Annotated in this window: 23 protein-coding genes and 1 tRNA gene; 6 read left to right on the top strand and 18 right to left on the bottom strand. The window is 39.1% G+C overall.

Annotated elements, in window-relative coordinates:
* Positions 1-4: 4 nt before the first annotated feature.
* From ligD to FPL27_RS09230, 6 genes are all read right to left on the bottom strand, one after another.
* Complete coding sequence (gene ligD, locus FPL27_RS09255; RefSeq protein ID WP_143960828.1) at positions 5-2,413, bottom strand: DNA ligase D; 2,409 nt, start codon at positions 2,411-2,413, stop codon at positions 5-7.
* A gap of 3 nt (positions 2,414-2,416) precedes the next feature.
* Positions 2,417-3,196, bottom strand: coding sequence for a non-homologous end joining protein Ku (gene ku / locus FPL27_RS09250; RefSeq protein ID WP_143960827.1), 780 nt, complete (start codon positions 3,194-3,196; stop codon positions 2,417-2,419).
* 94 nt (positions 3,197-3,290) lie between these two features.
* Positions 3,291-4,313 (bottom strand): PorP/SprF family type IX secretion system membrane protein, encoded by a 1,023-nt coding sequence (locus FPL27_RS09245; protein ID WP_143960826.1) that lies wholly within the window; start codon positions 4,311-4,313, stop codon positions 3,291-3,293.
* 8 nt (positions 4,314-4,321) lie between these two features.
* On the bottom strand, positions 4,322-5,428 hold the full coding sequence (locus FPL27_RS09240; protein WP_143960825.1) for a PKD domain-containing protein: 1,107 nt from the start codon (positions 5,426-5,428) through the stop codon (positions 4,322-4,324).
* Between the two features lie 11 nt (positions 5,429-5,439).
* Entirely contained in the window at positions 5,440-6,165 is a 726-nt protein-coding gene (locus tag FPL27_RS09235; protein WP_143960824.1) for a hypothetical protein, read from the bottom strand.
* Positions 6,166-6,187: 22 nt separating this feature from the next.
* The gene (locus tag FPL27_RS09230) at positions 6,188-9,175 is read right to left on the bottom strand and encodes a lectin-like domain-containing protein (RefSeq protein ID WP_143960823.1); all 2,988 of its coding nucleotides are present in this window, start codon (positions 9,173-9,175) and stop codon (positions 6,188-6,190) included.
* A gap of 316 nt (positions 9,176-9,491) precedes the next feature.
* On the opposite strand from FPL27_RS09230, the gene FPL27_RS09225 reads away from it, so the two are divergent.
* The gene (locus tag FPL27_RS09225; RefSeq protein WP_143960822.1) at positions 9,492-10,469 is read left to right on the top strand and encodes an isoaspartyl peptidase/L-asparaginase family protein; all 978 of its coding nucleotides are present in this window, start codon (positions 9,492-9,494) and stop codon (positions 10,467-10,469) included.
* Positions 10,469-11,206 (top strand): copper homeostasis protein CutC, encoded by a 738-nt coding sequence (locus FPL27_RS09220; RefSeq protein ID WP_143960821.1) that lies wholly within the window; start codon positions 10,469-10,471, stop codon positions 11,204-11,206. Before FPL27_RS09225 ends, FPL27_RS09220 begins: the two co-directional genes overlap by 1 nt.
* A gap of 37 nt (positions 11,207-11,243) precedes the next feature.
* Here the strand turns inward: FPL27_RS09220 and FPL27_RS09215 are convergent.
* Positions 11,244-11,317: transfer RNA gene (locus tag FPL27_RS09215), tRNA-Pro, on the bottom strand.
* 128 nt (positions 11,318-11,445) lie between these two features.
* Here FPL27_RS09215 and FPL27_RS09210 point away from each other — a divergent pair.
* Entirely contained in the window at positions 11,446-12,786 is a 1,341-nt protein-coding gene (locus FPL27_RS09210) for an amidohydrolase family protein (RefSeq protein ID WP_143960820.1), read from the top strand.
* Positions 12,787-12,811: 25 nt separating this feature from the next.
* Here the strand turns inward: FPL27_RS09210 and FPL27_RS09205 are convergent, their stop codons facing one another.
* From FPL27_RS09205 to FPL27_RS09190, 4 genes are all read right to left on the bottom strand, one after another.
* Entirely contained in the window at positions 12,812-13,132 is a 321-nt protein-coding gene (locus FPL27_RS09205) for a YtxH domain-containing protein (RefSeq protein WP_143960819.1), read from the bottom strand.
* 130 nt (positions 13,133-13,262) lie between these two features.
* The gene (locus tag FPL27_RS09200) at positions 13,263-13,826 is read right to left on the bottom strand and encodes a hypothetical protein (protein WP_143960818.1); all 564 of its coding nucleotides are present in this window, start codon (positions 13,824-13,826) and stop codon (positions 13,263-13,265) included.
* A 79-nt stretch (positions 13,827-13,905) separates the two neighbouring features.
* On the bottom strand, positions 13,906-14,214 hold the full coding sequence (locus FPL27_RS09195; protein ID WP_143960817.1) for a hypothetical protein: 309 nt from the start codon (positions 14,212-14,214) through the stop codon (positions 13,906-13,908).
* 57 nt (positions 14,215-14,271) lie between these two features.
* A complete protein-coding gene (locus FPL27_RS09190) occupies positions 14,272-14,694 on the bottom strand; it encodes a hypothetical protein (RefSeq protein ID WP_143960816.1) in 423 nt (140 codons plus the stop codon).
* Positions 14,695-14,942: 248 nt separating this feature from the next.
* On the opposite strand from FPL27_RS09190, the gene FPL27_RS09185 reads away from it, so the two are divergent.
* The 3 genes from FPL27_RS09185 to FPL27_RS09175 all read left to right on the top strand — a co-directional run bounded on the left by FPL27_RS09185 (position 14,943) and on the right by FPL27_RS09175 (position 18,180).
* Positions 14,943-15,179 (top strand): hypothetical protein, encoded by a 237-nt coding sequence (locus tag FPL27_RS09185; protein ID WP_143960815.1) that lies wholly within the window; start codon positions 14,943-14,945, stop codon positions 15,177-15,179.
* 96 nt (positions 15,180-15,275) lie between these two features.
* Entirely contained in the window at positions 15,276-17,108 is a 1,833-nt protein-coding gene (locus FPL27_RS09180; protein WP_143960814.1) for a flavohemoglobin expression-modulating QEGLA motif protein, read from the top strand.
* 25 nt (positions 17,109-17,133) lie between these two features.
* The gene (locus FPL27_RS09175) at positions 17,134-18,180 is read left to right on the top strand and encodes a glutathione synthetase (protein WP_143960813.1); all 1,047 of its coding nucleotides are present in this window, start codon (positions 17,134-17,136) and stop codon (positions 18,178-18,180) included.
* Between the two features lie 36 nt (positions 18,181-18,216).
* Here the strand turns inward: FPL27_RS09175 and FPL27_RS09170 are convergent, their stop codons facing one another.
* From FPL27_RS09170 to FPL27_RS09140, 7 genes are all read right to left on the bottom strand, one after another.
* Positions 18,217-19,146 carry a succinylglutamate desuccinylase/aspartoacylase family protein gene (locus tag FPL27_RS09170; protein ID WP_143960812.1) on the bottom strand — a complete coding sequence of 310 codons (930 nt, stop codon included), beginning with the start codon at positions 19,144-19,146 and terminating at the stop codon, positions 18,217-18,219.
* 3 nt (positions 19,147-19,149) lie between these two features.
* The gene (locus FPL27_RS09165; RefSeq protein WP_143960811.1) at positions 19,150-19,425 is read right to left on the bottom strand and encodes a hypothetical protein; all 276 of its coding nucleotides are present in this window, start codon (positions 19,423-19,425) and stop codon (positions 19,150-19,152) included.
* A 34-nt stretch (positions 19,426-19,459) separates the two neighbouring features.
* On the bottom strand, positions 19,460-20,314 hold the full coding sequence (locus tag FPL27_RS09160; RefSeq protein WP_143960810.1) for an SDR family oxidoreductase: 855 nt from the start codon (positions 20,312-20,314) through the stop codon (positions 19,460-19,462).
* 608 nt (positions 20,315-20,922) lie between these two features.
* Complete coding sequence (locus FPL27_RS09155; RefSeq protein WP_143960809.1) at positions 20,923-22,317, bottom strand: sigma-54-dependent transcriptional regulator; 1,395 nt, start codon at positions 22,315-22,317, stop codon at positions 20,923-20,925.
* A 219-nt stretch (positions 22,318-22,536) separates the two neighbouring features.
* Positions 22,537-23,058: a helix-turn-helix domain-containing protein gene (locus FPL27_RS09150; RefSeq protein ID WP_143960808.1), complete on the bottom strand. Its 522-nt coding sequence runs from the start codon at positions 23,056-23,058 to the stop codon at positions 22,537-22,539.
* A gap of 204 nt (positions 23,059-23,262) precedes the next feature.
* Positions 23,263-24,693 (bottom strand): M48 family metalloprotease, encoded by a 1,431-nt coding sequence (locus FPL27_RS09145; protein WP_143960807.1) that lies wholly within the window; start codon positions 24,691-24,693, stop codon positions 23,263-23,265.
* 124 nt (positions 24,694-24,817) lie between these two features.
* Positions 24,818-25,774, bottom strand: a complete 957-nt coding sequence (locus FPL27_RS09140) for a PorP/SprF family type IX secretion system membrane protein (protein WP_143960806.1) — start codon at positions 25,772-25,774, stop codon at positions 24,818-24,820.
* Between the last annotated feature and the right edge of the window lie 23 nt (positions 25,775-25,797).

Raw genomic sequence — 25,797 nt, 5'->3', positions numbered from 1 at the left:
TTTTTTAGCTCAAATTCTCAAGTACTTCCTCCATGCTGTTTTTTTGATTCAAAACCCCTTCAAAAAGATCACCATATTTTTCGATTCTCTCTGGCATGGTCTTAATCGTAAAATCTTCCTTTTTCAAACCAACTTTTACCTCTTCCCATTTGAGCGGAGAGGAAACCCTTGCTCCAGGCACAGGTCTTACACAATAGGGAGCTGCTAATGTCTGCCCCTTTCGATTTTGCATAAAATCAAGATATATCTTATCCTTACGCTTTTTCACGGCTCTCTCCATACTTGTAAGCTTCGGTAAAAGTTCATGCACATGATAGCACAGCAATTTTGTAAAATCTCTGGCTTCATCGTAGCTATACCCAGCATCCAAAGGAATATAGATATGTAGCCCGCTAGAACCTGAAGTTTTGCAAAATCCATTAATCTTGCCTTTTTCCAGCACTTCCTTAGTGGCTTGAGCAACTTCTATTACCTGCTCAAAAGTATTCTTGTCGCTAGGGTCAAGATCGATCACAACCATGTCGGGATGCTCTAGGTCTTCTTTCCGAGAAAGCCAGGGGTTTATTTCTATGCACCCAAGATTAGCCATATAGATCAATGTTGCCTCATTCTGACAAAGCATATATTCAATCTGATCTTCTTTTGATTTGGAGTGAACCTTAAGCGTTTCTATCCAATGGGGGAAAATTCCAGCGGTATCCTTCTGATAAAAGCTCTCCCCATTGATCCCATTTGGGTGGCGGTGCATGTTTTGAGGCCTTCCTATTAAATAGGGTAGCATTAAATCAGAGACCTGTAAGTAATAGTTGATCAAATCAAATTTAGTATATCCCTCATCCGGCCAATAAACTTTTTCCAAATTGCTGATGGGGACGTTGACTCCATCTATTTCTAAGCTTCCTTTAGAATCCTCCTGCTGTGAATTTTGCTTTGTGGTTTTTATAGAAACTGATTTCTCCTTAGTAATATCTATCGGTTTTTTATCCTTCCTTAAGCCCTTGTAAACAGGGTGCCTCAAACTTCCCGACCGGGTCCATTCCGTAAAACTAACCTCGCAGATTAACTCCGGGGCTACCCATATTGCTTTTCTTCCTTTTAGGTTGATTTTGGAAGAAAATGGTGACTCTTCCCTTTCGATCGGGTCCAAAAGTTTTAATAATTTCCTTATTTCCTCTTCTCCAAAACCGGTTCCGCAGTTTCCAATGTAAACCAGTTTTTTATCTTTAAACATCCCAAGAATCAGTGAGCCTAAACCTCCCCCACCTTTGTTTATTACATATCCACAAATTATGGCTTCTTGGCTTTCCATAGCTTTGATTTTCAACCAAAACTCAGAGCGGGCTCCGGGATAATATTTGGAATTTGCTTTTTTTGCAATCACGCCTTCCATGCCCATATCGATAGCTTTTTCATAGAAAACGCTGCCCATATCTTCCAAATGGTCACAATAGACAACCTGGTCAACTCCCTCAATCACCTCCTGAATCAAACTTTTCCTTTCAAGTAAAGGCAAACCAGTCATATCATGGCCATTCAGCCTGAGCATATCAAAAACATAATATCGCAGTTGACCTTCTTCTGAATCTGGATAATTTTGTAAGGCTTGAAAAATGGGCAATCCATTTTCATCCAAGGCAACTATCTCACCATCAAGCACTACGTCATAGGGAACTTGTTTGAGATTTGTATGAATATTGGAAAACTTGGAGTTAAAAGAAATGCCATTCCGAGAATACAAGTTCACCTTACCATCATGGATGCTTGCAATTGCCCGGTAACCGTCCCATTTGAGTTCGTAGATCCAGCCAGCTTTGTTGAAGATTTTATCGGTTTTGGTAGCCAGCATAGGTTTTAGGAAACCACTTGGCATTTTACCTTTTTCAGAAAAATCCTGAAAATCTTCAGCATCATATGGGGAATCGGTAGAATGTTCATCTTTCTTTTTGATCAATAGCCACTGGTTGCCTTCCTTTCCCCGGTCTGTTCGAACCAAAGCAAATGTACCATTGATCTTGTTACCGTTGAATTTTATCTTGAGGTCACCTTTTTGGTAGGCTTTAAGCATTTCTTCTGGCGTTTGGCTTCCTGCAGATTGAAATGTACCGGTGTCCCAAATACGCATCCGACCTGCCCCATAATTACCTTTAGGTATATCACCTTCAAAAAATAAATAATCCAATGGGTGGTCTTCGGTATGGATAGCCAACCTTTTGTCGCCAGAGTTCATGGAAGGTCCTTTGGGCACTGCCCAACTTTTCAATACCCCCTCCATTTCAAGCCGCAAATCATAGTGCAAGCGGGTAGCTTCATGGCGCTGTATAACAAACCTCAGCTCATCACTCTTAGCTTCTCCCCCTTTAGGTTCTGGTGTTTTGTCAAAATCTCGTTTATCAAAATACGCTGAAAGACCCATTTATTATGATGCTTTTTTTGACTTTTTCTTATCCAAACTGGCTTTGAGTTGGGCCATAAGATCCTTGGCCGGAGTAGGTTTGCTTTCAAATTTGGCAACCTTTGCCGTCTTCCCAGTCTTTTTACTTTCAATGATTTTCATCAACTGATCATTGTACACATCTTTAAATTTCTCAAAGTCAAACTTTTCTGTATAATTATCTATCAGGCTCAAGGCCATATCCACCTCTTTTTTGGTGACCTTCGTGTCCGGCAATTTGAGTTCTGAAGGTTTCCTGATCTCATCAGAAAAGCGAATAACATGAAGAACCAATGCGTTTTCATAAACTCCTATTAAGCTTAAGTTCTCCTTTTGACGCATCACAAATGTGGCAACGCCAAGTTTTTTGGTTTTTTTTAAAGCATCTCTGAGTAGGTTGTAGGATTTCCCTCCCTCCTTTTGTGGTTCCAAATAATAGGGTTTTTTGAATAGCATATCGGCCACATCAGAAGAATCAATAAATGACTCGATTTCGATAGTCCTGCTCTTTTTGACATTAGCTTGATCAAAATCTTCATCACTCAAGACGATATAGTTACCGTCATCATTTTTATATCCTTTGACAATATCCTTCCAAGCAACCTCCTCCCCTGTATTTTCATTGATACGCTTATAGCGGATACGGGCGTGGTCTGCACTGTCAAGCATGTCTAGGTCCAATTTCCGGTCCTCAGTAGCACTATACAGCTTTATCGGGATGGATACCAGACCAAAGCTTACCGAACCATTCCATATTGATCTCATAGGTATTGAGGTTGAAAGGGTGAAAAAAATAAAACCTCCTGAAAGCTCAGGAGGTTTTGAAAGTGCAATTTTAATACCTAATTAATTGATAAATTTAAAATTTAAAACATGGTAAAATGGTGCTTTTCCTGTTTCTATCCTTAGCATTTCCATAAAGGAAGGAATACCGGACAGACACCTCATGGGCACCACCAGAATTTCTCAATCCAAGCCGTGAAGTGTTAAAATCAAAACTGTAACCAATATCCAGACCCGAATCAAATGTGAAACCAAAGGAAGCAATGATAGCCTCGTTATTTGGCAGACTGTATTTGACAGGAAGACCTCTATACCACAATCCCAAAGTGATGGGTTCCAACAACAGTTGAGAACCCACCTCAAGCTGATTAAAAGGCTCTTGATGCCTAAAGTTGAAGGCAAATAACAGCGCACGTTCCTGTCTGCTATGACTCAAATAGCTGTTGTATGTCCCATCTGGCAGATTGATCTTAACCCCACCATGAGCCGAAAGCTTCATAGGCAGTACGCTCAGCTGGTCATCCAAAAAGGACATATTGGGTTCATTGAGGTGATGGCCTGACATTCCCAGCCAGACATGCTCATTGTTATAAAGCATTCCAAAGCTGAAATCAGCAAATTGCCGTCGGCTGTCCACCATCAATTGCCCATCATAGCGATCGGTGATAATCCCACGGGCTATGTCCATCTGAGTACCAAGAATTACATCCCCAAAGTAGGCATCACGAGAAACATAACTCACCTGCCCGCCAAATCTCAGGAAATTATTGAACCCTAGCTGCAACCTATATGAATAAACTAATCCAACCTCCATTGTACTCAATGAAGACATGCTTTCCTGTGACCCATTGACCTGGAGCCCAATTCCACTATTGATATCAAACATATAATGATCGATATAGGCTGAGTAAGAGTTGAAAGTATGATCCAGTCCTGGCCATTGATTCCGGTAATTAAGTCCAACCCGCGTAAGCTCAGCTGACCCCGCAAAAGCCGGATTCATATACATCGGAGCAGCATAAAATTGAGAATACTGCACATCCTGTCCATATGACTGGATGCTACAAAGAAGAAAGACTACAATCCATAACTTTTTCATACCCTACCTTATCGTATCAATGTGAATACACCTGACCTCGTAACTTGCTTGCCATCTACCGTGGTAAATGTTCCTTTGAACACATAATTTCCATTAGGGGATAATTTGCCATTCGTTTTCCCATCCCAACCTGGATCTTCCATACTGTTCATTTCGTAGAGCAGGTCTCCCCATGTGTTGAAAATCAACATTTCATAAGAAGCTACACCTCTCATTTTCGGCTTGAAGGTCTGATTTTCCTTATCCAGTGGTGTAAACCCAGTAGGAATCATGATTAGATAAGCCTCATTAACTTCAATTCCCATTTCCATAGATGAAGTACAACCATAAGCATTGGTTACCGTGAGGGATACCAAATAGCGGCCTTTCTCATCAAACTTAAATTTCGGAGACTTTTGAACACTGGTTGTCCCATTGCCAAAATCCCAATGATAGCTCAGATTTTCACCTAATGAATGGCTTTCAAAGACCACCTCGTCATTGGCTAAAACTTCTCCTTTTTGACCCAAACCGTTGATCTTGTAATCGAACAAGGCATGTACCGGGTCATCGGAAACTTCAACAATGATTTTTTGCTTTACTGAGGCGCAATCCAAATCTTTGTAATTGGCCTGTATTTGGTACACCCCGCCCTCATCCACCACTGGAACATCCTGCAAACGGTGTTTTTTTCCAGAAGGCATCTCTACTGTGTACTCGAAAATTTCCGGGTCATACCCGTCGATGGAGGCTGTAAAATCAATACTTCCACCCTCGCATAGTACTGCAGGTTGCAAAACTCTTAGGTTTGGTGGTGGAAGGAAGTTGACAATAACCGCATCTGATACTTCTGAACTACAGTTGAGATCATTGATAGTCATGACCTCATAAACCCCGTTTTCGGTGATTTCTATGGTTGGTCCCGCATCCGAAATCGGTTGACCATCCCTCAGCCATTGGAAGCCTGTAGCATTCTTTCCAGCTGCGGTCAACTCAATGGATTCCCCTTCGCAGAGCCGGACAGTTTGGTTTTGATTAGTTGTGGCAAATGCTTGAGAAAAAGACATACCCCCTCCGATAAGGAAAGCCAAAGCCATTCCTTTGATCGAAGGGGGGTATGGAGCTATTTTGCTCAACTTTTACTAATTTACTGACCTCTTGTGTGACCTGTTGTCCCAATTTGAATCTCTGGCTTCTCAGGAGCTGGAGTAACCGTGATTTGAGCAATAGAGTGATTTTTTAAACAACCCCCATCATTCACGGCAAATGAAATATCAACAGAATATTCAAAAACTCCGATTTCTGTTTCGTCATCTATAGAACCAACTATATATGTACTGTTAGTGGCACCTGAAATTGCCTCTCCATTCTTTTTCCATTGGTAGAAAAGTTCAAATTCATCGTCGAAACCTGATTGATCAATTTCAGCAAGTAATTCTATAGAACCCTCAGACCCATCGGTAGGAGGCAAATCATTCACACAATATTCTTCATCATCCATTCGATCTACAGAGATTTCTGGAAGGACATAGACACCTATTTCCTCTTCTTCAAAACATCCTGCATCTGTAAATGCCAAGACACGGAAAATGTGATAACCTGGACCATAACTTCCTGTATAAGTTGAAGTGTTTTCATCGGGTAGTAAGGTTTGCGAATTACCTTCTACATAATACCATTCATATCTATCATGTGATTCATCTTGTTCTACTTCTAAGGACACATTATCCCCAAAGCAAAATGTTCCATCTACAATAATTTCCGAATATTTTGCATCAAAGTCTTCATAGGTACTAATTGGGGTTTGGCCAAAAGCATTGGCATTAACCAACATCGCTACAATTCCGATAAATAAGTAAAATTGCTTTTTCATAATAGGTACTTTTAAATGTTTCTTAATTTATATTTCTGGGATAGCCACCGTTGATTTGCACCAGGGGTGCCTGTGGCTTGGGTTTTACATGTACTGAGATTTTGGTCATATCATCCGGCTTGGATTCGCAAAGGTCCACACCCGACACATCCACGAAGTATTCGTAAGCGGATTCAGAGAAAGGCAGGCCTTCAATTTTAAGGGTACCGTCAGGCAGAATGGTATAGACTACCTCCTGTCCAAGATCCCCATTGGATATAGGTTGCTGCTTAGCACTGTCACGGTACCAATTGAATTGATAATCTGTAGAGCCGGAGGAGATGGATGGTGAAAAGCTAACCGTTTCCCCTTCGCAAATTTCCTGGTCTTCAAAATCCATTTCGATGGGAGTCGGCTGGCTTTTCAGTTCATATTCTTTCACAAACTCGTCACAGTTGCCATTAACCAACTCATTGAGGATCAGGTAATATGTTCCTGCTTCCACATTCGTGATCCCGGTTTCATCACCGGCGATGATCTCCCCGGTTTGGGGGTCATCCTTGCGCCACACGAGCTCATGTCGGGCATAGTCAAGATTGGAAGAAGTGATATTTATCGCCCCATCCGATGCGCCGCAGGTAGGCTGTAGAAAATCTGGTTCAATAGACACTGCGTCATTTTCAGGGACAATTATATTATCGACCGTCTCGTAGCAACCCTCTTTATCGGTCACAGTGACCGAATAAGTACCCGGGGATAGTGCCGACACGGTTTGAGAAGTGGCACCGTTGCTCCATTCATAAGTGTACTCACCCCAGCCACCTTCGGGAAGGACCGTGACATGGTTTACTGGGCAAACGTCTAATTCTTGGATGACGGAGGCGGTGAGAGGTTCTGAAGGGGGTTGAATTTTTATGTTAAAATCAACATAGCAAGCATTGGAATTATTTCCACCACTATTTCTACGTATACGAAAAATATATTCACCTTGGGGGAATTCTGTAGTGCCGTCTTCGTATTTCACAAACTCTGAAACATTATTGTTTCCCTCAGAAATGATACCTGCATCCAAAAAATCTCCTCCTCCCTCCTCTTTAACTTCTTTGTAACTTGCTCGGATCGCCCGAGGAGCAGACATCTTCTCTAGGTTAAATCGGATATTACCTGTAGTTCCATCATAACACTTAATGTTTTGAAACATTAACTCGATAGAAATATCTCTATTATCAACTATATTGAATTTATGTTCTACCGGAAATTCAATACTCCTATATCTATCGTAAATCAAGAGTGTATACTCTCCATGACTGAGGTTGGAAAGATTTAGGTCAGGGCCTTCAAATTCTGTCCAAGCTTGAATTTCTTGCCCTGAGCGAATTAGCCTATAATATGAAACCTCAAATAAATTAGTAATATTAAACTCTGCTTTTCCTTCTTTTTGGCATATTTCTGATTCCCTTTTTACCAAGTCTATTTCAATATTCGGAGGAATGTTGGTGGTGATAGAAATGACATTTGAAGTCATTTCACAGCCCTTCTCATTCCTAGTTATGACATGGTAGTTGCCAGATTCCAGAGCTTCATATTGCGAATCTGTTGCGTTTGGAATAATTTCTCCATCCTTATACCATTGATAAAAAATGCCTTCCCCAACATTTGCAGATAAAGTTGCTTTATCTCCAAGATAAAAAGTAGTCTCATCCTCCGTAGTGATAATGGCTTCGGGAGAAGAGTTGATTTTGACCTGAATTGCTTTTGGCTCGGATGTCTTTCCAAAATTATCAGTTACTGTATAATAAATTGTAACTTCCTGCCCTACTAAATTTGGATTTGGAGTAAAACGAATAATTCCACCTTCTGCATCTGACTCAAAAACACCGTAAGAAGTGTTTAGATTTTGGTTAGAAGGGTCGCATTGTTCGGTGGTGCAAATATCAAAATCATCAGATTGGAAGTCTTCCAGGTTTTCTGCTAATTGAAGACAACGAACAAAATTATTTTCAGAGTCATTCAACAACTCAACATCTTCCGTGGCTTTTATTTCAAAAATGTTCACAACCCCATCACAAGCCTGTACAGATTTATTCTGTGCGATAGGATCTTGAAGATCTGAATCATCGGAAACCTCTACAATGACATTTCTAATTTCGTGGTTATTATTACTCCCCCCAGTAGATGCGGCAAATCCAAGTTTCAAATTTTGCGGTGCTTCATACGGATATGGCTCGTTCTTAAAAATTTCAACAATCCGGTTACCTGTCGAAGTAGTGACCTCGATAGCCATGTTTACCAAATACCCCACCCCATTAGGATTAGGCTGAAGTTCAAAATAGGCTTTTCTATAGCCATTTTGGGTGGGTGAAGTTACTCTTTCGGTTCCGGTGCCTCCAGATGAGAGAGGAAAACGTTGGTTTTGTGGCAAACTGAAATCGCCATTATTATTTGTTCTTACACCTTTTATAAATTTGTAATCATCAGATTGAGGTCCACGAATTATAACACTGTTTTGATAACGAGTACTTCCGGTACTAAATCCACCCGTTTTTCCTTCAATGGTGTTCCCGTAATTCCCATAAACATCCAGTCCAATCCCGATATAACCTTCAGAAAGCCCTAAATTACTTTCGGAATTAGTATTGGGAGCATACCCTAAAGATCCACCATAGCCTCCTGGATGAAAGTTTTGGATGGCTGCATCAAAAAGGAAAAAAGTCATACCATCTGCTCCATTTCCACCATAGATAAAAAACTCAAACGAAGTCTTTATTCCATATTTAGAAGAAAAAGGTATATCTACATATGCATAACCGTTTTGATTACCTTGGGCAGGTGTAAGTTGCAAAACCCCATCTCCATCACTATCTGGATTTGGCGCAGTCAATTTAGCGTTTCCTCCAAGCCTTGTTGCGGCACGGGTTTCAATTCCTGTAAATGGTTCACAATAGGGAAAGCCACTCTGGCCTAAAGCATCAAATGCCAAGGTCATTAGCGCAAAACAGATCAATAATCCCCTATTGTAAAGTTTTCCCATTTAAACTACTTTAATTATAAATACATTAAATTGCGATTTTACATATAAAAAATGTAATTCCTTAATTAGAATATAATTTTATGTTTTTCACAAACACTTATATGATGTACTTAAAATCATCTATACACCTGAAATTAAAGCATTAATTAATGAATTAACAAAACATATTTAGAACTATTTACCAGTATTAATTACTTTGTTTTCACCAGATTCCGGGATTAGGTATTTAAATAGAATTTGAACCATCCATAAAGTTTAACTGGAGTAGTGAGATCGGAATCGCTATAATAGCTTTGCATTAATTCATTCTTTCAAAATGTCCAGTAGACGAAAATTCTTAAAAACCTCACTCTTATCCTCAGGGGCACTACTTCCTTTAAGCCTTTATGCTGATAATATAAACTTTGTAAACCCTTATTCGAGTCAGGGGCCGCTTCTCTTATCTACCTGGAACCATGGAATTCCTGCCAATGAAAAAGCCTGGGAGGTGTTGGGAAAAACTGGAAGCATTGTAGATGCCGTCGAACAAGGCGTAATGGTTACCGAATCAGATTTAAGTAATCTTACTGTAGGGTTACAAGGCTTGCCTGACAGAGAAGGTATTGTCACGCTTGATGCAGCCATCATGAAGGGAAATGGTGCGTGTGGCACAGTGTCTTTTGTTCGCCAAGTAAAACATCCCATAACATTGGCTAGGAAAATTATGGAGGAAACCCCTCATGTAATGCTTTCTGGGGAAGGAGCGCGACAATTTGCAATCGAACAAGGCTTGGAAATTTTGCCTGAGAGGTTAAGTCCCGAGGCGGAAAAGGCTTATAAAGAATGGAAGCTAGAATCTGAATATAAACCAATTATCAACATAGAAAACCATGACACAATTGGAATGGTAGGTCTGGACAAAAATGGAAATTTGGCAGGTTCTTGTACTACTAGTGGACTTGCTTTCAAAATGCACGGCCGAGTGGGTGACAGCCCGATCATTGGTGCCGGTCTTTTCATTGATGATGAAGTTGGTGCTGCAACAGCTACTGGATTGGGTGAATCGATAATCAGAATATGCGGAAGCTTTTTGATTGTAGAACTGATGCGTCAAGGCTGGGAACCACAAAAAGCTTGTGAGGAGGCTGTAAAGAGATTAATCGCAAAAAATAAAGACATTAATAATATTCAAGCAGGCTTTTTGGCTATTAATAAAGAGGGAGAGGTTGGAGCCTATTCAGTGCATCCTGGATTTAATTATGCAAAGCATGACAAGAAAGGGAATTTTTTAATAGACTCAAAAAGTAAATTTTAATGGCAAATATTTTATTGGAAGCACCGGTTTTCTCTGTGGAAGCTGCTTTCCACGCAGCAGAATTCGGAGTGGACAGGCTAGAACTATGTTCAGATTTCACAGAAGGAGGTACTACGCCCAGTTTGGGAATGTTTCAAACTTTAAAGTCCCAGATTGACATTCCAATATTTGTAATGATCCGGCCTCGGGGTGGGAATTTTGTATATACTGCCAGAGAAATCGAGGTTATGGTTAGGGATATAAAAATTTTCCTTTCTGAAGGAGCCGACGGTTTTGTTTTTGGGGTTCAAAAGACAAATGGAGAAGTCGACTTGGAAAAATGTTCCAGACTTTTAAATATGGCAGGCGATAAGTCTTGTACTTTTCACCGAGCATTTGACAACACACCCAACTTAGAAAAATCCTTGGAAGACATTATTTCTTTGGGTTTCCATAGAATACTGACCTCAGGAGGACACAACACTGTTTCTGAGGGAATGGCAAATTTACTTCAATTGATTGAAAAGGCGCAGGATCGTATTATTATAATGCCTGGCGGTGGAAGTAAACCAGAGCATGTGCACAGTTTATTTCAAAAAGTTCCTTTACAGGAAATACATGCAAGTTGCAAGAAAATCATAACCACTACAGAGGTTTATAGAAATGAGAGCCTCCAGATTTCCGCTAATCCTAAAACTCAAGTGGATATTGACCCGGAAATAATCAAACAATTTAAAACCGCATTTAATCGAGTTTAAATAGAAAAGAGCTGGAATATACCAGCTCTTTTTAATGTCGGAGTGACTGGATTCGAACCAGCGACCCCTTGCACCCCATGCAAGTACGCTACCAGGCTGCGCTACACCCCGATTGAATAGCAATTTTAAGAAAAATGATTCATTTCAAAAAATTTATATCCCTTTTAAATCCCCAAAATTTCGCTCTTTTTTCCCATGTAATTTTTCCGTAAATTAGCTTTACACCTATCCTATTCATCATGAGACTTTTAGTGGTTGTTTTATTTATGCTGACCAATACCCTCAGCGCACAAACTTATTTAATAAAAGATGTAAATATTATAACTTTTGATATTGAAAATCATGTTCTAGAAAATCAAACCATTTTTGTAAAAGATGGAATCATACAATCTATAGGTTCTAACCTCGAGGTTGCGGCCGATTCGGTATTTGAAGGTGGCGGGAAATATATCCTACCAGGACTGGCTGAAATGCATTCACACATACCAATTGCTACTAATGGGGATTTCACTTATTTAGAAGACATCATGTGGCTTTACTTGGCCAATGGAGTGACCACTGTCAGGGGTATGATCGGCCATCCCAGCCATTTAGAACTTAGAGAAAAAATAAAAAAAGGAAGCATAATTGGACCCAAGATTTTTGCAGCCGGGCCCTCTCTGAATGGAAATAGTGTCAAATCCTCCGAACATGCCAAGCAACTTGTAGAAGAGCAAGCCGAGGCAGGCTATGATCATCTGAAGCTCCATCCCGGACTAAATATGGACAAGTTTCTTGCAATTGCCGAAACGGCCAAAGAACGAGATATAAAAATGGGTGGGCATGTTTCTTTGGATGTTGGTCTGGAGAATTCAATTCTTCACGGTTACCGCTCAATAGAGCATATGGATGGTTATTTGGAAGCCATGCTACCAAATGAAGATTTTAAAGATTCTGATAAAGCAGGGCCTTTCTCCATGAAATTGACTCCAGAAGCTGACTTGAACAAACTCCAGGAACTAGTTAGCCTTACTAAGAATCACGAGGTGGCTGTGGCTCCAACCATGACATTATTTGAGCATTTTTTCGGATATATTCCAGCAACCGAATTAAAAGATAGACCTGAAATGAAATACCTTCCTAAGGATCAGATTGAGAAATGGGAAGAGCAGAAACTGAAACTTGAAGCTGATGGAGTTTTAGATGAAAGCATAGTAAAGCCATATCTCGAACTTCGAGAAAAAATTCTTATGGCTTTATATGATGCAGATGTTTTGATTCTTTTGAGTTCTGATTCCCCTCAAGTTTTCAATGTGCCAGGATTTTCAACCCACCACGAATTAGCATCCATGCAAAAGGCAGGAATGAAGCCTATTGATATCTTAAAAAGCGGTTCGAAGAATGTGGCTACTTACTTTAATGTTGAAACATTTGGTGAGATCAAAGAGGGTATGGCTGCTGACTTTCTAATGGTGAGTGACAATCCATTAGATAATCTTAGCGTTTTGAAAGAACTAGATGGAATATTTCTAAACGGACAGTATTTTGATTCAGCAAAAATAAAAACTGAATTAAAGCGAATAGAGGACAAAAATAAATAAAAAAGGGGCAAAAGCCCCTTTCAATTTATACTGATTTTTTCAAAGCTGACTTGGCGTCACTATTTAAGTCATCCCCCTTTTTTTTAGCCTCTTTGGCAAGATCTTCTGATAGGGATTTACCTTTATCAGCAAGTTCTTTTATATCTTTATTAACTTTAGATACTTGACTGTTGATGTCATCTATCAGATGATTGAATCGTGATCCCAAATCATCCAAGTAATCCTCTCCTTTTTTGGACAGTTTTTTGCGTGTCTTCTTGCCTTCTTCCGGGGCGATCAGAATACCGATTTGTATACCTACCGCCACTCCAGCGGCTATTCCTAACAATACTTTTCCTGCGCTCATAGTTTATTTATTGGTTAAAGTAATAGATAAAAGAGATTATACTTTTAATAATTCTCATGATAAATAACCCACTTGAAAAAGTCGCAATTATTATACCACTGATTATTAAATCATTTAAATGGAAAATTGTTTAATGAATGTTCAATACATTGCGGTTTCTCCACTTGTTACTAATTATTTTTCTCTCCTCGTCATTCCGGGGATACACCCCAATAACAATATTTCCCTCTTTGATTCCTTTCTCATAAAGATGTGCTTTGTCTTCAGGAATGCCAAGACCGACCAGTGCCCCAATTAACCCACCTGCTAAACTTCCTGCACCGGCACCAGCCAATCCAGCGACAATCGGTCCGGCAATAACTACTCCAAGACCTGGTATCAACAAGGTGGTTCCTATGGCAGCCACCGCACCTGCAATAGCGCCCAAAGCCCCACCCACAAGGGAGCCAGTGCCTGCTCCTTCTGCGGCTTTATTCCCCAATTCGGTGTCATATTTCTCTTTTTCTTTATTATTATAATATCTTGTTCTCGTCTCTTCAGACATCAAGAGGTTGATCTCCTCATTGGTGTACCCTAGTTGATTCAAATCGTCAAAAGCTAATTCGGCATCATCTCTATTCTTGAACATTCCGACAAGCAAATCTTTTCTATCAGATTCCTTTTCAGAAACCTTTTTTTCATGGTCCTCTTTCATTTTCTTTTGAATTTAAATCTAAAGAAAAAAAATGCCAGACATAAGTCTGGCACTTTCGTTATTGTAAGAAATAAATAGATTACTTATCGTCATCTACCTTGTTTCCTTGTGCATCATATTTTTTGGTCCAAGTTTTATCTTCTTTTTGGAAGGTAACTTCATACATCATTTGACCATCTTTGGTTCTTTGATTTGCAGAAACAATTCTTGCATCCTTATCTTCAGTGTCTCTATCAATAGCATCTTTAACTTGTTGCGGAAGGTTTTCCGGAGCTACTCTAGTAGTTTCCTGATAGATTTCGGTAGTGTTCAAAACTGAAACTGGTGCAGCATTTACAGCGGTAAAGCCAAACGCTCCCAAAGCGCAGATTAACATTAGCTTTTTCATGATAAATTGTGGTTATGGTTATTAATTAATAAATTGAAAATAAGCAATTTGCTTTTCTTATTGATCAGTTCTATTACCGTCCTGATCATAGGTCACAACACTTTCTTGTCCGCCTTGATCCCTAAATGTCATTTCATAATACGTGATACCATCTCTTGTATACCTTTGAGATCTAGTCATCTCCCTATTCTGAAGGTTCGCATCATTATCAATTCGACTTTGAATATTTTGTGGCACATTAGTCCTATCAACATCTTGGCGATCCATTTCTCTCTGGGTACCTGGAGTAGTTTCCCCGCCTCTATTGGCATCGCGATCCAGATCTGTTCTATTATGGTCTACATCCGTTCTTCTGGAGGTATCCTCTAGAACAGCTCTGCCATCAGCATCGTTGGTTCTTTCCCCAGTGTTGGGAGAATTGTCGCAAGCCCCCATCATAAGGGCTATTGGAATTCCTGCTAAATACAATAACTTTTTCATGGCATTAAGTGGTTAGTTTTTCAAATAGATCAATAACTGATCTTCAGGGTACACAACATCCAAATCCTATGCCATAAGTTCTAATTTATAAATTTTCTGAGTTAAAAGATAATTTTTCAAATTGATTTAAACATTTGATGTATGTAATACATTATTATTTTGTAATATTATGTACTTTTATATTCACCTATCATTTATCACCTGTTTTAATTGTTTTATTCACTTTAACATTTAAAAAAACTATTCTAATGAAAATCAACTTATCCCTGATCCCCAACATTAAAAAACAACTTTTACTCATGGCGGCAATTCTTTATTCATTTGCTGCTTCTGCTCAAGTACCTCGGGATTTACCTACCGATACCGGACCAATGGAGGTCAACTCAACATTTGATATTATCCTTTATATAGTACTACCGATTATTGTCATCATCTTCTTCTTTGTATATAGAGCTTCTAAAAAGAAAAAAGACAGAGAGGGTTAAATCCGTGGCACTATACGCCACAGTGTTGCCAAATAACCACAATAACAGGTAAAGCCTCATGCCAACTGGTTCCTACTAATCAAATGGCCAATAATTATGACTGAAAAAACCAGAGAATCAATTCAAAAGGCTTTAAAAACAGGAAAGTCTCTCAATTTAAACCTAGAACCTCACGGGAAAGTAAAAATTGAACGGCGACTTCCCTTCCTTTTGATCTATAGAAACCCTGATCCCGACAATAAAAAAATACTGCGTTTGGTACTTGGAGAATCCTCTTATCTCGTCACCAATACTGAAAAGGACTCCAACGACAAAATGGCTGAAATAATCAAATTAATTTCCAAAACCCTTTCAGAAGAATATCGGGCAGTGATGATTATTGAAATATGGATCGGTGATGCAGAATGCAATACATTTAAAATTAAAACTTCAAAAGAAAAAGCACCTGCCACAGTGGATTCACTCTATGAGGGCTTGGTCGACTTCTGCTCACATCAGCATGACCTAAAGGCTGAGATTGAATACACTCCAAATAGACATCCTGAAGATCTACCTCCCCTCTTGACATTAGACCAATGTCAGGAAGCAGGCGCGTATTTGGTTGGTTTAGAAATCCCGCCTTTTTTCGAAGACGAGGAAAAGGACGAATTCTATTATATGGTATTCAGGGATTTCAAAACCCAATTTTCAAAAATTTTAAGAAAGTCCATCTACGAATTCATTCGTGTGCAGACCACTTTTGACATCCGAAATTATCAGGTTTTAGGTAGCACGGTAATTGGTCCTTCAGTATGGGATGTTGATAAGCAGCTGTATAAAATCCAAGAAAACTTTCAGTTTCTGCTTCTCATATCCCCTATAAACACCATGGACGCCAAGGCTGAATTCATTGAGAAAAGTTATCGAACAAATCCCAAATTTCTATATCGACTATTGCCCATAGACCCTGATCAATTGAAGGAGGAGTTATTCAAAATCAACATCCGAAGTATAGAAGATCCTACTTTGGCCATTTTATTTTCTGATAAAAGGGAAGAATTAGAAAAGCAGATAACCATGTTGAAAGAGAGGGGAACTTCCAACTTTATGTTCAGCAGTATCAGATTATATAGTTCTGTAGATAAGGATTTATATGAAACCGCACGATACCTGTTGAAGGAAATTCCACCAGAGGATTTTAGCAATTCTCGCTGGGTAGAAGCTGATGAACTTGCTGATAGATGCCGAGAAGAGGTAAAGTTTTACCAAAAGCATTACCCAAGGCTTGATGCAAAAGTTGAGGTGAAGAATGACATCGTCGGAATGTTGGTTTCTAAAGGACAGCTCTATATAGGAAAAAGTTTTAAGGTGCCTGAAGAAAGGGTTGAAGCATTGGTCCACCACGAGATTGGCACACACGTATTAACATTTTATAATGGCATGGCTCAGCCTTTTAAACAATTGAGCATCGGATTTGCTGGCTATGAAGAATTACAAGAAGGGATAGCCGTACTTGCCGAATATCTGGTAGGTGGACTTACTGGTGACAGATTACGTTTATTAGCCGCCAGAGTAGTTGCTGGCCATTGCCTCACAGAAGGGTCCACCTTTGAGGAAACTTTTATGGAGCTTACTCAACAGTACAATTTAGATAAAGAATCTGCTTTTCAAGTCACTGCCAGAATCCACCAGGGGGGTGGATGTACAAAGGATATCATTTACCTCAGAGGGCTAATTAAGTTAATAGATTATCTCAAAGATGGCGGTGAATTGGAACCACTCTTTATTGGCAAAATTGCCCTTAAGCACATTCCGTTGATAGAAGAACTCAGGATGAGAAAGATCTTAAAACCTGCACCCATGACTCCTAGGTTTTTCCTAAATGAAAATTCCTTGGAACGCTTGGAAAAAATCAAGGATGGGCTGTCCCTGATTGATATGATTAAATGAAAAACAACCACTTTATACCACAAACATGAAAATTGGAGTAGTAGTAAATGACGTAGCCACTGAGGAGGCATGGTACGACACAACGCTTTTGTTGTCAACAGCCGTTCACAAAGGACATGAAGTATACCTAATGGGTGTCGGGGACTTAAACTATATGGCCAATGGTCATATGGGTGCATTTGCAGTAAAAGTCCAAAATGGCAAAAATAGAAGCATGGAAAATTTCCTTAAAGCTATTCAAGCCAATGCCAAGGAAAGAGTGCACGTATCTTCTGAAGAACTTGATGTGATATTTTTGAGAAACAATCCCTGTGAAGATGGAGGTGATAGAGCCTGGGCACAAACTGCAGGGATGATTTTTGGACAAATCGCTTTGGAAAAAGGTGTTCTCGTGCTTAATGACCCCTATAATCTTATGACTGCATTTAATAAAATGTACTTTCAACATTTCCCTGAAGAAGTTCGTCCAAAAACCTTGATATCAAGAAATGCAGATGATATTAAAGAGTTTTATAAAGAACAGGGAGAAAAAATTATTTTAAAACCATTACAGGGTTCTGGGGGCAAGGATGTATTCCTCATGGACAATTCCACCAATTTAAATCAGATTGTGGAATCAATTAATCGATATGGCTATGTGATTGCTCAAGAATACCTACCGGCGGCTAAAGATGGGGATGTAAGAGTAATTATGCTCAACGGAAAGATCCTTGAAGTTAAAGGTAAAACCGCCGCTATGCATCGGGTCAACAAAGCCGATGATATCAGAAGCAACATCCACGCAGGTGGAGTCCCCCAAAAGGCACAAATAACGGATAATATAAAAAGGCTTTGCAATATTGTAGGACCTAAACTAAAAAGAGACGGCATGTTTATGGCCGGAATTGATATAGTGGGTGATAAGATTATGGAACTAAATCTAGATAGCCCAGGAGGAATTGTGAGTATTGAAAAGCTAGAGAAAGAAAAGTTTTCAGCAGCGATAATAAATGCTATCGAAAAAAAGATTGAATATCAAAAATACTATGATGGTAAGTTACCTAATTCTTATTTAGCGACATTAGATGTCTAATACAAAGAAAGGCCGGAAAATTTCCGGTCTTTCTTTTTATCTCACGATGAAAAACCCATCGCTCCCCTGACTTTGATAGAGGGGGAGAAATATCCTACCATCCATGGTTGAGTAGACCGGCTCATCATTGGAGTAAGCCAAAAGCTCTCCCTTTTTCACTTCCTTAAAGTTCGAATATCCAGGCTCCATCTTAAAGTCATCACCAACTTCGATATGGTGTCGATGTACTACTTCATACCCCTCATCTCCCCCAAAGGTTTCTTTCAGTTTATCAAAATAAACCTGAAAATCATTCAGCTCCTTTTCCTTAATTAAACCAGTATTAACTAATCCTAGTAAAACCATCGCTTCGTGATACTCAACAGATTCCGGAGCCTCATGTTGACCTGCCTCAACTGTGAAACCCACATGTCCAAGTAAAGTTAGATAATGATCAAAGTGTCCTGGAATATATTTCTCTATCCCTTTCGCTACAGGAAGAGGGAATTTCATCGCAAAATTATAACACTCTTCACCTTTATTTACGCTTATGTAAGGAACAGTAGGTGATGAGGTAGTATGCAGGTCCATGAAAAACAGCCTAGTAGAAAGTGGATTTTCTTCAATTTCTTCGATAACCTTGAGAAGTTCTTGAAATTCTTTGGCCTCATGAAAATCCAACTCCTCTCCCATTTCGATGCTTGAAACATTATCAGGAGTGCAAATTCTATTTAAATCCCGATCTACCAGGCGAACTTGCTCTTTTAGGGCTCTTAGATTTCCACAAACCCCAATTATTTGACCTTTTATTTGAGGCTTTTCTTTTTCTAATTTATTAAATACCTTTTTAAGGGCTATGACTCCACTCGGTTCATTTCCATGAACCCCCGCGCTGACCAGTAAAGTAGGTCCCCCAACGGGTATTTCAGGGTACTTGCCAAGTATGCGGGTTAGCGTAAGGTCATGGACTTTTTCTTGATTGCTCATATCTTAATCATTCATATATCTATCTCTTTCATCTGAAGGCCCCTCCTCAGCTTCCTTACTTCTACCCATTTTGTCATCTTTTTCTGGCTTTTTCTTTTTCTTAGGTTTGGCATTTGGGTCTGGTTCTACAAATTCTTCAATGGCTTCATCCTTTTTATGCTCGTCCCTTTGCGGTCTGTTTTCTTTGGAATCTTTTCTATCGTCTTTGTTATTCGAACCAAGTGATATAAATGGAATTGCTTGCAGAAATGGGTTGAAATTAATATTCGAATTAATCATGATTTCATGGGTTATGGTTGCTGATTGTATTTAATTAAGTATTAATAATTTCCCCACCATTAGGATGAAGAAACTGACCTGTCATATAGCTAGAATCATCTGAGGCCAAAAACACATAGCTTGGCGCCACTTCTGCAGGTTCTCCAGGCCGGCCCAAAGGCACATCCTTACCAAAATTATCTACATGCTCTTCAGGAAAAGTAGCAGGTATAAGTGGTGTCCAAATTGGGCCAGGGGCCACACCATTGACCCTAATTCCTTTGGAAGCTAAATTTTTGGAGAGGGAACGGGTAAAAGATACAATTGCTCCCTTAGTAGAAGCATAATCAATGAGGTGATGACTTCCTCGGTATGCAGTGACGGATGAGGTATTGATAATACTACTTCCTTTTCTCAGATGAGGTAGAGCTGCTTTAGTTACATAAAAAATAGAAAAAATGTTGGTTTCAAATGTCTCAACGAGTTGCTTCTCACTAATATCTTCAAAGTTTTCTTGAGGAAATTGTTTTGCGGCATTGTTGACCAAAATATCCAACTGTCCAAATTCAGCTACAGTTTGATTTACTAATTTTCGGCAATGATCCGCACTTCGCACATCCCCTCCAATTAAAATAGCTTTTTGCCCGTGATTTTCTACCAGTTGCAAAGTCTCTCGGGCGTCCTTCTCCTCATTAAGATAGGAAATGACCACATTTGCACCATGTTGGGCAAACGCCACGGCGACTGCCCTCCCAATTCCGCTGTCACCGCCAGTGATAAGAGCTACTTTTCCTTTTAGCTTTTGAACTACTACATTTCCCTTGCCTACCTGAGGTTCAGGGTTCATATCATCTTCCTTTCCAGGTTGGGTTGATTGGGATTGGGCTGGTTTGGTTTGGTTTTTCGCCATGGAATATCTATTTTTCAGTACTAAAGGTCCATTGATGCACTGTTACTTCGGATTTTCTAATTATTCTTTGTCTTTTCTTTTTCGAAGTGTTTGAAAGGTCCTGTGACATGGTTTCTGTGGTATTAAAAGGTTGGCTTGATTTTTCCATAATTTTAAACAATTTTTTATTTGAATATTCATACCAAAATTATTCCAAAGTATTAATATCCAATAGAAGACTTTGGAATTATAATTAAAAAATGGCTATAATATTGATTGGAGCCGAGCCTCAAATCATTATAAAAAACTATGAATAATTATATTTTCAACCTTTAAATTAATATAAACAAGGTTTCCATGGCGGTATTTTAAAGTTTTTTAGATAAATGTTTACCTATAAAAAGATTTTGGAATGGTTTTGGTTAATAGTATATTATCTGTGAAGGAAGCTGGGAACCTGATCAGATGCTTTTTAATATCATTTTTCATTCGCTTACAAAATATTGCCCTTTAATCAGCGAATTGGGATTGAGATTTTTTTACCTACATTTTTTTGCTGGGCAGTCTTCTTAAACAAAAAAGCCTTCATCTGAAGGCTTTTTGTTTAAGAAGACGTTTCTCCTAAAATATTAATATTCAATATTCAACATCCTAAGCTTACTATAGAGGGTTTTTCTATTGATGTTCAAGATCTCGGCAGCCTTAGTTTTATTATAATGCACCTCTTTCAACACTTCCATTATTCTTTTACTTTCTGCAATCTTAGCTGTCGATTTCAGATCTGGCTCAACACTATCTTCGTGAATTTGACTCAAATAATTATCTGTAGCATTTTCCTTTTCCTGCATTGCCTGAATGAAATGTAAAGGGAGGGTCTCTTTTTCGATCACATTATTAGAATTACTCAAAAGACACGCTCTTCGGATAAGATTTCGAAGCTCTCTGACATTTCCTGGCCAGTTGTATCTTTTGAAATATTGATAAACTTCATCAGAGAGCACTGGTTTTTCCTTATTTAGCTCCTGACTGGTTTTTTCCAAAAAGTAATCTATAAAAATCGGTAAATCACGCACCCTTTCCCTTAAGGGAGGTACTCGTAGCGTAAATTCATTTAGTCTATAATACAAGTCTTCCCTAAACATCGCTCCCCCGGACTTGTTGAATAAATCCTCATTAGTAGCAACAATAATTCGAACATCTATTGGAATTTCTTTCAAGCTACCTACCCGGCGGATCAACTTCTCCTGCAAAGCTCTCAACAAAGCCATCTGAATATCTAAAGATAGGTTTGCTATCTCATCCAAAAATACTGTACCTCCATCAGCCATTTCAAACACTCCCGTCTTAGCACAGGTAGCCCCAGTAAAGGCCCCTTTTTCATGACCAAAAAGTTCACTTGCTGCAATTTCTTTAGATAGACTTCCACAATCGATAGCCATGAATGGTTTATCACGTCTTGAGCTTTCCATGTGAATTAAGCGAGCTAAGCTTTCTTTTCCCGTACCAGTCTCTCCTTCTATGATCACGGTATAATTGGTTGGACCAACCAATTTTACATGCTGAATCATTTTCTTAGATGCCTCACTGTCTCCGTATACGTAATCAGGCATAGTCACAGATTTTTGGGACATCCGAGTCAACTCTCCATTAGTAGTTCTGGAATTCTCTTGGGAAAGTCCATGCTCAATCACTGAGATTAGCTCATCGGGATTTAAAGGCTTGGCAAGATAGTGATATGCACCACCTTTGATCAACTCTACAGCTACTCTCAAATTCACATAACCAGTTATAAACACTACAACGGTTTCCGGAGCAAGTACCTTTATTTCTTCAAATACCTGGGACCCATCCATGTCTCCAAGCCGATAATCACAGATTACCAGATCAAATTTCTCTTCTTTTAGTTGGCTTATGGCGTGTTTTCCCTGCGTTGAAATACTTACTTTATACCCTTTTTTCGTTAAAAATTTATCCAAAAGGTTACAGGTAGATAACTCATCATCTATTATCAAAATTTTACTCATAGGAATTGTGTATGGTATGTTTGCGGTTTAGTCTCATAAAGATAAGATAAATTTTACAATAAACTATCATGTAATAGTTATATAACCCTAATTTTTGTACATCAGTTTTATTTTTAAAAATAGAATTGTTATCATTATGCCCAAATTATAGGACTAACACAAGGGCACATATAAAAAAAGGGCACGTATCGGTGCCCTTGAAGTTTTGAGTAAAAAAACCTAGACCTCTATAAGGTCTCGGCCTGAATCTTTATAAAATTTCAAATATTCCTGTGGAGGCAATCCAAAATACTTTTTAAATTGCTTTCCAAAATCATCCATTTCCCTAAACCCGACTTGCCTGGAAATTTCCTCAATATTCCCAAAATTGTACTTTAATAAAAAAGCAGCCTTTTTCATGCGACTGGACACTATATAATCATCTGGGGATTGATGCATCAACTTGGTAATAATAGAATGCAGTTCGGTAGGTGAGCACCTCAACTCTCTTGCAAGGTGATCCGAGGTGAAGTTTGGATTAGATAACTGAGCACCCATGATGGAATGTATTTTCCTACCATATTTGTTTTTTAAAGATATCTGCTTTAAATCAGAAAAGTATTCATTGTCAGAATTTCTGGATTTAACCCGCTTAAATGCTTTAGGAAAATAGATTTTTTTGCTTACATATAATATGTAAAAACCCACCACACCCCAAATTAGAGTTGCAAAAATCAGATAATATGGTGTAAATCCTTCCACTTATATTTTCGTTTAAAGAATCTGATAAAATGTATTTCTTGAAAAGGACTTTTAAAATAGCAAAAAAAATTATTATTTGGAAAGTTTTGGTAAATCTAAATCATAATTTTTATTATAAAATACATTTCTATACTTTATTCCCCATAACATCCATTGAACCCAACTGAACCAGTCAAAATTTAAGAAGGCCTAAATTTCCGTTTATTATTTGACAAGCTTTATTGTCGTCCCACTTGAAACTTCTTGATCCAGATCCATCCCATTCAGTACTCCAATACTTTCCATAGCGTCCGCCTCTACTCCATTCTGGGTTAAAAAATCTCTTAACTTTATTGTTCTATTAGTCCTTTGCAAGGCAATCCTAAGTGGTTTTCTGGCCAGCTTACCCTGATCTTTCAATTCTGAAAAACTATAAAGAGTCTGCTCTATAGCCATTCGGTACCCTTTAAAATCCTGCTCACCTGCAGCACCCAACAAACTGTAGATTTGCCCTTCGTGAGAAATAACGGCTAACTGAACACGGATCTGATTTCCTTCCTGCTGCTGCACTCCTTCCACTACAGTGGCATCAAGGCCATTGATCCTTCTGTTTTCCGTTTGGGTAGAAGTCAACTTATACTGTTCAATTGCAGTTGCAGCCGCTTCTTGGGGATTCTTGCCAGAAACCAAGGTGAGCAGGATGATCGCATTTCCTTCCTTTGGTGCCAATTGCACTTGTTGAGGAGTGTTTTGGTAATTCCAATTGGCCGGAGTTTCAAATCTGAATTTTAGATCTGGATGGTAAAATATTCGATCTTCCAAAAACCCCTGCCGAGGGTCCTCTCCATAGACCATACCCTCTATCATGCTCAAATAAGCGTCCCTATTAATTTTAGGATCTTTCAGATTTTCCTTTTGCTGCCATTCCTGAGCCAACTGTCCTACCCTTTTGTTTCTATCAGCAGGAGAAGGGTGGGTGGAAAGAAAATCAGGTAAAGGTGCGGCTCCTGCCCCTTCCTGTTGCCTTTCTAAAGTCTGGAAAAATCCAGCCATCTCCCTTGCATCATAGCCCACCTGAGTGGAATAAATTACACCCAGCTCATCAGACTCCCGTTCGGCGTCTCTACCATATTTTAAAAACAGTATCCCTAACGCCTGACTGGCTGGATCTAGAAACTGGGCAAGCTCAGGTTTTGCAATCAAACCTGCCAACATCCCTACTTGCGCTAAAATCCCTTTTGACTGCTGCCTAACCGAGTGTCGCGCCGTTATATGCCCAATCTCATGCCCTAACACCCCTGCAAATTCAGCCTCATTATTAAAATGAGCCATAATTCCTCTTGTAAAATAAACATACCCCCCAGGCACAGCAAAGGCATTTAATATTGGCGAATCCAAAATTTTAAATTCGTATTCCAAATTGCTCCGATGGGAAATAGCAGCCATTTCCTGGCCCTTTTCTTCTATAAATGCCTGAATTTTTTCATCCTCATAAAGACCATATGACTGGACTATCTGAGGATCGTACTCCCTCCCCATGGCTATTTCCTGATTCTCGGAAATAAGCACAAAGTTTCTTTTACCTGTAACCGGATTCTTGGCACAAGAGGCCAAAAGAAAAATAAGAAGAGGAAGTGTTTTTAATATATATTTCATTTCGAACAATTTTATGTAAAAATAACTAATCAATTTAAAATGAAACCTACAACGATCAATAAAAAAAGCTACCCAATCAAATGAGTAGCTTTATCTAATTCAGTAAGACACAAATTGAAAGTAATCACCATATTGAGATTTGTCTTCCAGACAAATCCTTTCCTTCAAATAAATGAAAAATCACCATAAACTCATGAATAGTCCCACCCATCATAAAACTCCTGTTAACCGGCAATTCATAAACATATCCAAGTCTTAAATTTTGCATCACAAATCCCGTTTGAAAATTGTGGGCATAATTCAGACGGTGCCCCACCCCCAGCCACAGTTTGTTCATAAACAAAGCCTTAGCATTTGCCTCTAAATTGTAAGGAACCCCTTCTTGCTCCCTAAAGAACGCATTCCCAATTAAGCCTATATTCTCACTCAATTTTCCCCTGAATCCAGCCTGCACTATATAACTGACAGGCCTGCCATCCATGAAGTTGTCACCTTGCGAAAACCGACCTCTATTGACATTGTGCATTCCATAGGACAAATAATAATTTTCATGGGTTAGCGCAATTCCAATGTTAAAATCAAGTATTTGCATATCAGCAAAACTCCCCAGATACCCAACCAAGGTTTCATCACTCTGTTGTTCCGTACTGAGAGCAGTTCCGTCCAGCCTCACATTCATATAATTGACTCCCGCCCCTAATCTTAAATTATGTTCATGGGACAACCGTATTCTTGTGGCGTAACCGAGCATCAATTCGGTTTCATTGAAAGCACCATAACTGTCATATAAGAGGTTAACACTAGCTGCGTTTTTACCAGTCAGGGCCGCATTATGATTTCCAGCAAGTTCGGCAAAATCAAACTCCCCACTAAAAAACATAGTCTTAGGTGCCCCCTGAAAACCTCCCCATTGATTACGCACAAACCCTCTCAAGGTACTTCCCTCATAACCTGTCAACCCTGGGTTATAATAACTTTGAAAAAAGCTAAACTGGCTGATGTGTTTCCGCGACTGTGCTATTGAGTTTTCCTTTACAAAGCACATGATCAAAAACAGACTAAAGAAAAAAACTCTATTCATAACTCTGTTATTTAAATCTTTTA

The organism is Litoribacter populi (assembly GCF_007483685.1).
Classification (GTDB): Bacteria; Bacteroidota; Bacteroidia; order Cytophagales; family Cyclobacteriaceae; genus Litoribacter; species Litoribacter populi.
This window is presented reverse-complemented; position numbering and strand designations above follow the sequence as displayed.

What these genes read in the sequence shown, in the direction of transcription:
- FPL27_RS09145 (WP_143960807.1), bottom strand. Translation starts at nt 24,693, where the DNA reads ATGAAATATATATTAAAAACACTTCCTCTTCTTATTTTTCTTTTGGCC.
- FPL27_RS09190 (WP_143960816.1), bottom strand. Translation starts at nt 14,694, where the DNA reads ATGAAAAAGTTATTGTATTTAGCAGGAATTCCAATAGCCCTTATGATG.
- FPL27_RS09200 (WP_143960818.1), bottom strand. Translation starts at nt 13,826, where the DNA reads ATGAAAGAGGACCATGAAAAAAAGGTTTCTGAAAAGGAATCTGATAGA.
- FPL27_RS09220 (WP_143960821.1), top strand. Translation starts at nt 10,469, where the DNA reads ATGGCAAATATTTTATTGGAAGCACCGGTTTTCTCTGTGGAAGCTGCT.
- FPL27_RS09170 (WP_143960812.1), bottom strand. Translation starts at nt 19,146, where the DNA reads ATGAGCAATCAAGAAAAAGTCCATGACCTTACGCTAACCCGCATACTT.
- FPL27_RS09205 (WP_143960819.1), bottom strand. Translation starts at nt 13,132, where the DNA reads ATGAGCGCAGGAAAAGTATTGTTAGGAATAGCCGCTGGAGTGGCGGTA.
- FPL27_RS09165 (WP_143960811.1), bottom strand. Translation starts at nt 19,425, where the DNA reads ATGATTAATTCGAATATTAATTTCAACCCATTTCTGCAAGCAATTCCA.
- ku (WP_143960827.1), bottom strand. Translation starts at nt 3,196, where the DNA reads ATGAGATCAATATGGAATGGTTCGGTAAGCTTTGGTCTGGTATCCATC.
- FPL27_RS09210 (WP_143960820.1), top strand. Translation starts at nt 11,446, where the DNA reads ATGAGACTTTTAGTGGTTGTTTTATTTATGCTGACCAATACCCTCAGC.
- FPL27_RS09180 (WP_143960814.1), top strand. Translation starts at nt 15,276, where the DNA reads ATGACTGAAAAAACCAGAGAATCAATTCAAAAGGCTTTAAAAACAGGA.
- FPL27_RS09140 (WP_143960806.1), bottom strand. Translation starts at nt 25,774, where the DNA reads ATGAATAGAGTTTTTTTCTTTAGTCTGTTTTTGATCATGTGCTTTGTA.
- FPL27_RS09175 (WP_143960813.1), top strand. Translation starts at nt 17,134, where the DNA reads ATGAAAATTGGAGTAGTAGTAAATGACGTAGCCACTGAGGAGGCATGG.
- FPL27_RS09230 (WP_143960823.1), bottom strand. Translation starts at nt 9,175, where the DNA reads ATGGGAAAACTTTACAATAGGGGATTATTGATCTGTTTTGCGCTAATG.
- FPL27_RS09235 (WP_143960824.1), bottom strand. Translation starts at nt 6,165, where the DNA reads ATGAAAAAGCAATTTTACTTATTTATCGGAATTGTAGCGATGTTGGTT.
- ligD (WP_143960828.1), bottom strand. Translation starts at nt 2,413, where the DNA reads ATGGGTCTTTCAGCGTATTTTGATAAACGAGATTTTGACAAAACACCA.
- FPL27_RS09160 (WP_143960810.1), bottom strand. Translation starts at nt 20,314, where the DNA reads ATGGCGAAAAACCAAACCAAACCAGCCCAATCCCAATCAACCCAACCT.
- FPL27_RS09225 (WP_143960822.1), top strand. Translation starts at nt 9,492, where the DNA reads ATGTCCAGTAGACGAAAATTCTTAAAAACCTCACTCTTATCCTCAGGG.
- FPL27_RS09195 (WP_143960817.1), bottom strand. Translation starts at nt 14,214, where the DNA reads ATGAAAAAGCTAATGTTAATCTGCGCTTTGGGAGCGTTTGGCTTTACC.
- FPL27_RS09245 (WP_143960826.1), bottom strand. Translation starts at nt 4,313, where the DNA reads ATGAAAAAGTTATGGATTGTAGTCTTTCTTCTTTGTAGCATCCAGTCA.
- FPL27_RS09155 (WP_143960809.1), bottom strand. Translation starts at nt 22,317, where the DNA reads ATGAGTAAAATTTTGATAATAGATGATGAGTTATCTACCTGTAACCTT.
- FPL27_RS09185 (WP_143960815.1), top strand. Translation starts at nt 14,943, where the DNA reads ATGAAAATCAACTTATCCCTGATCCCCAACATTAAAAAACAACTTTTA.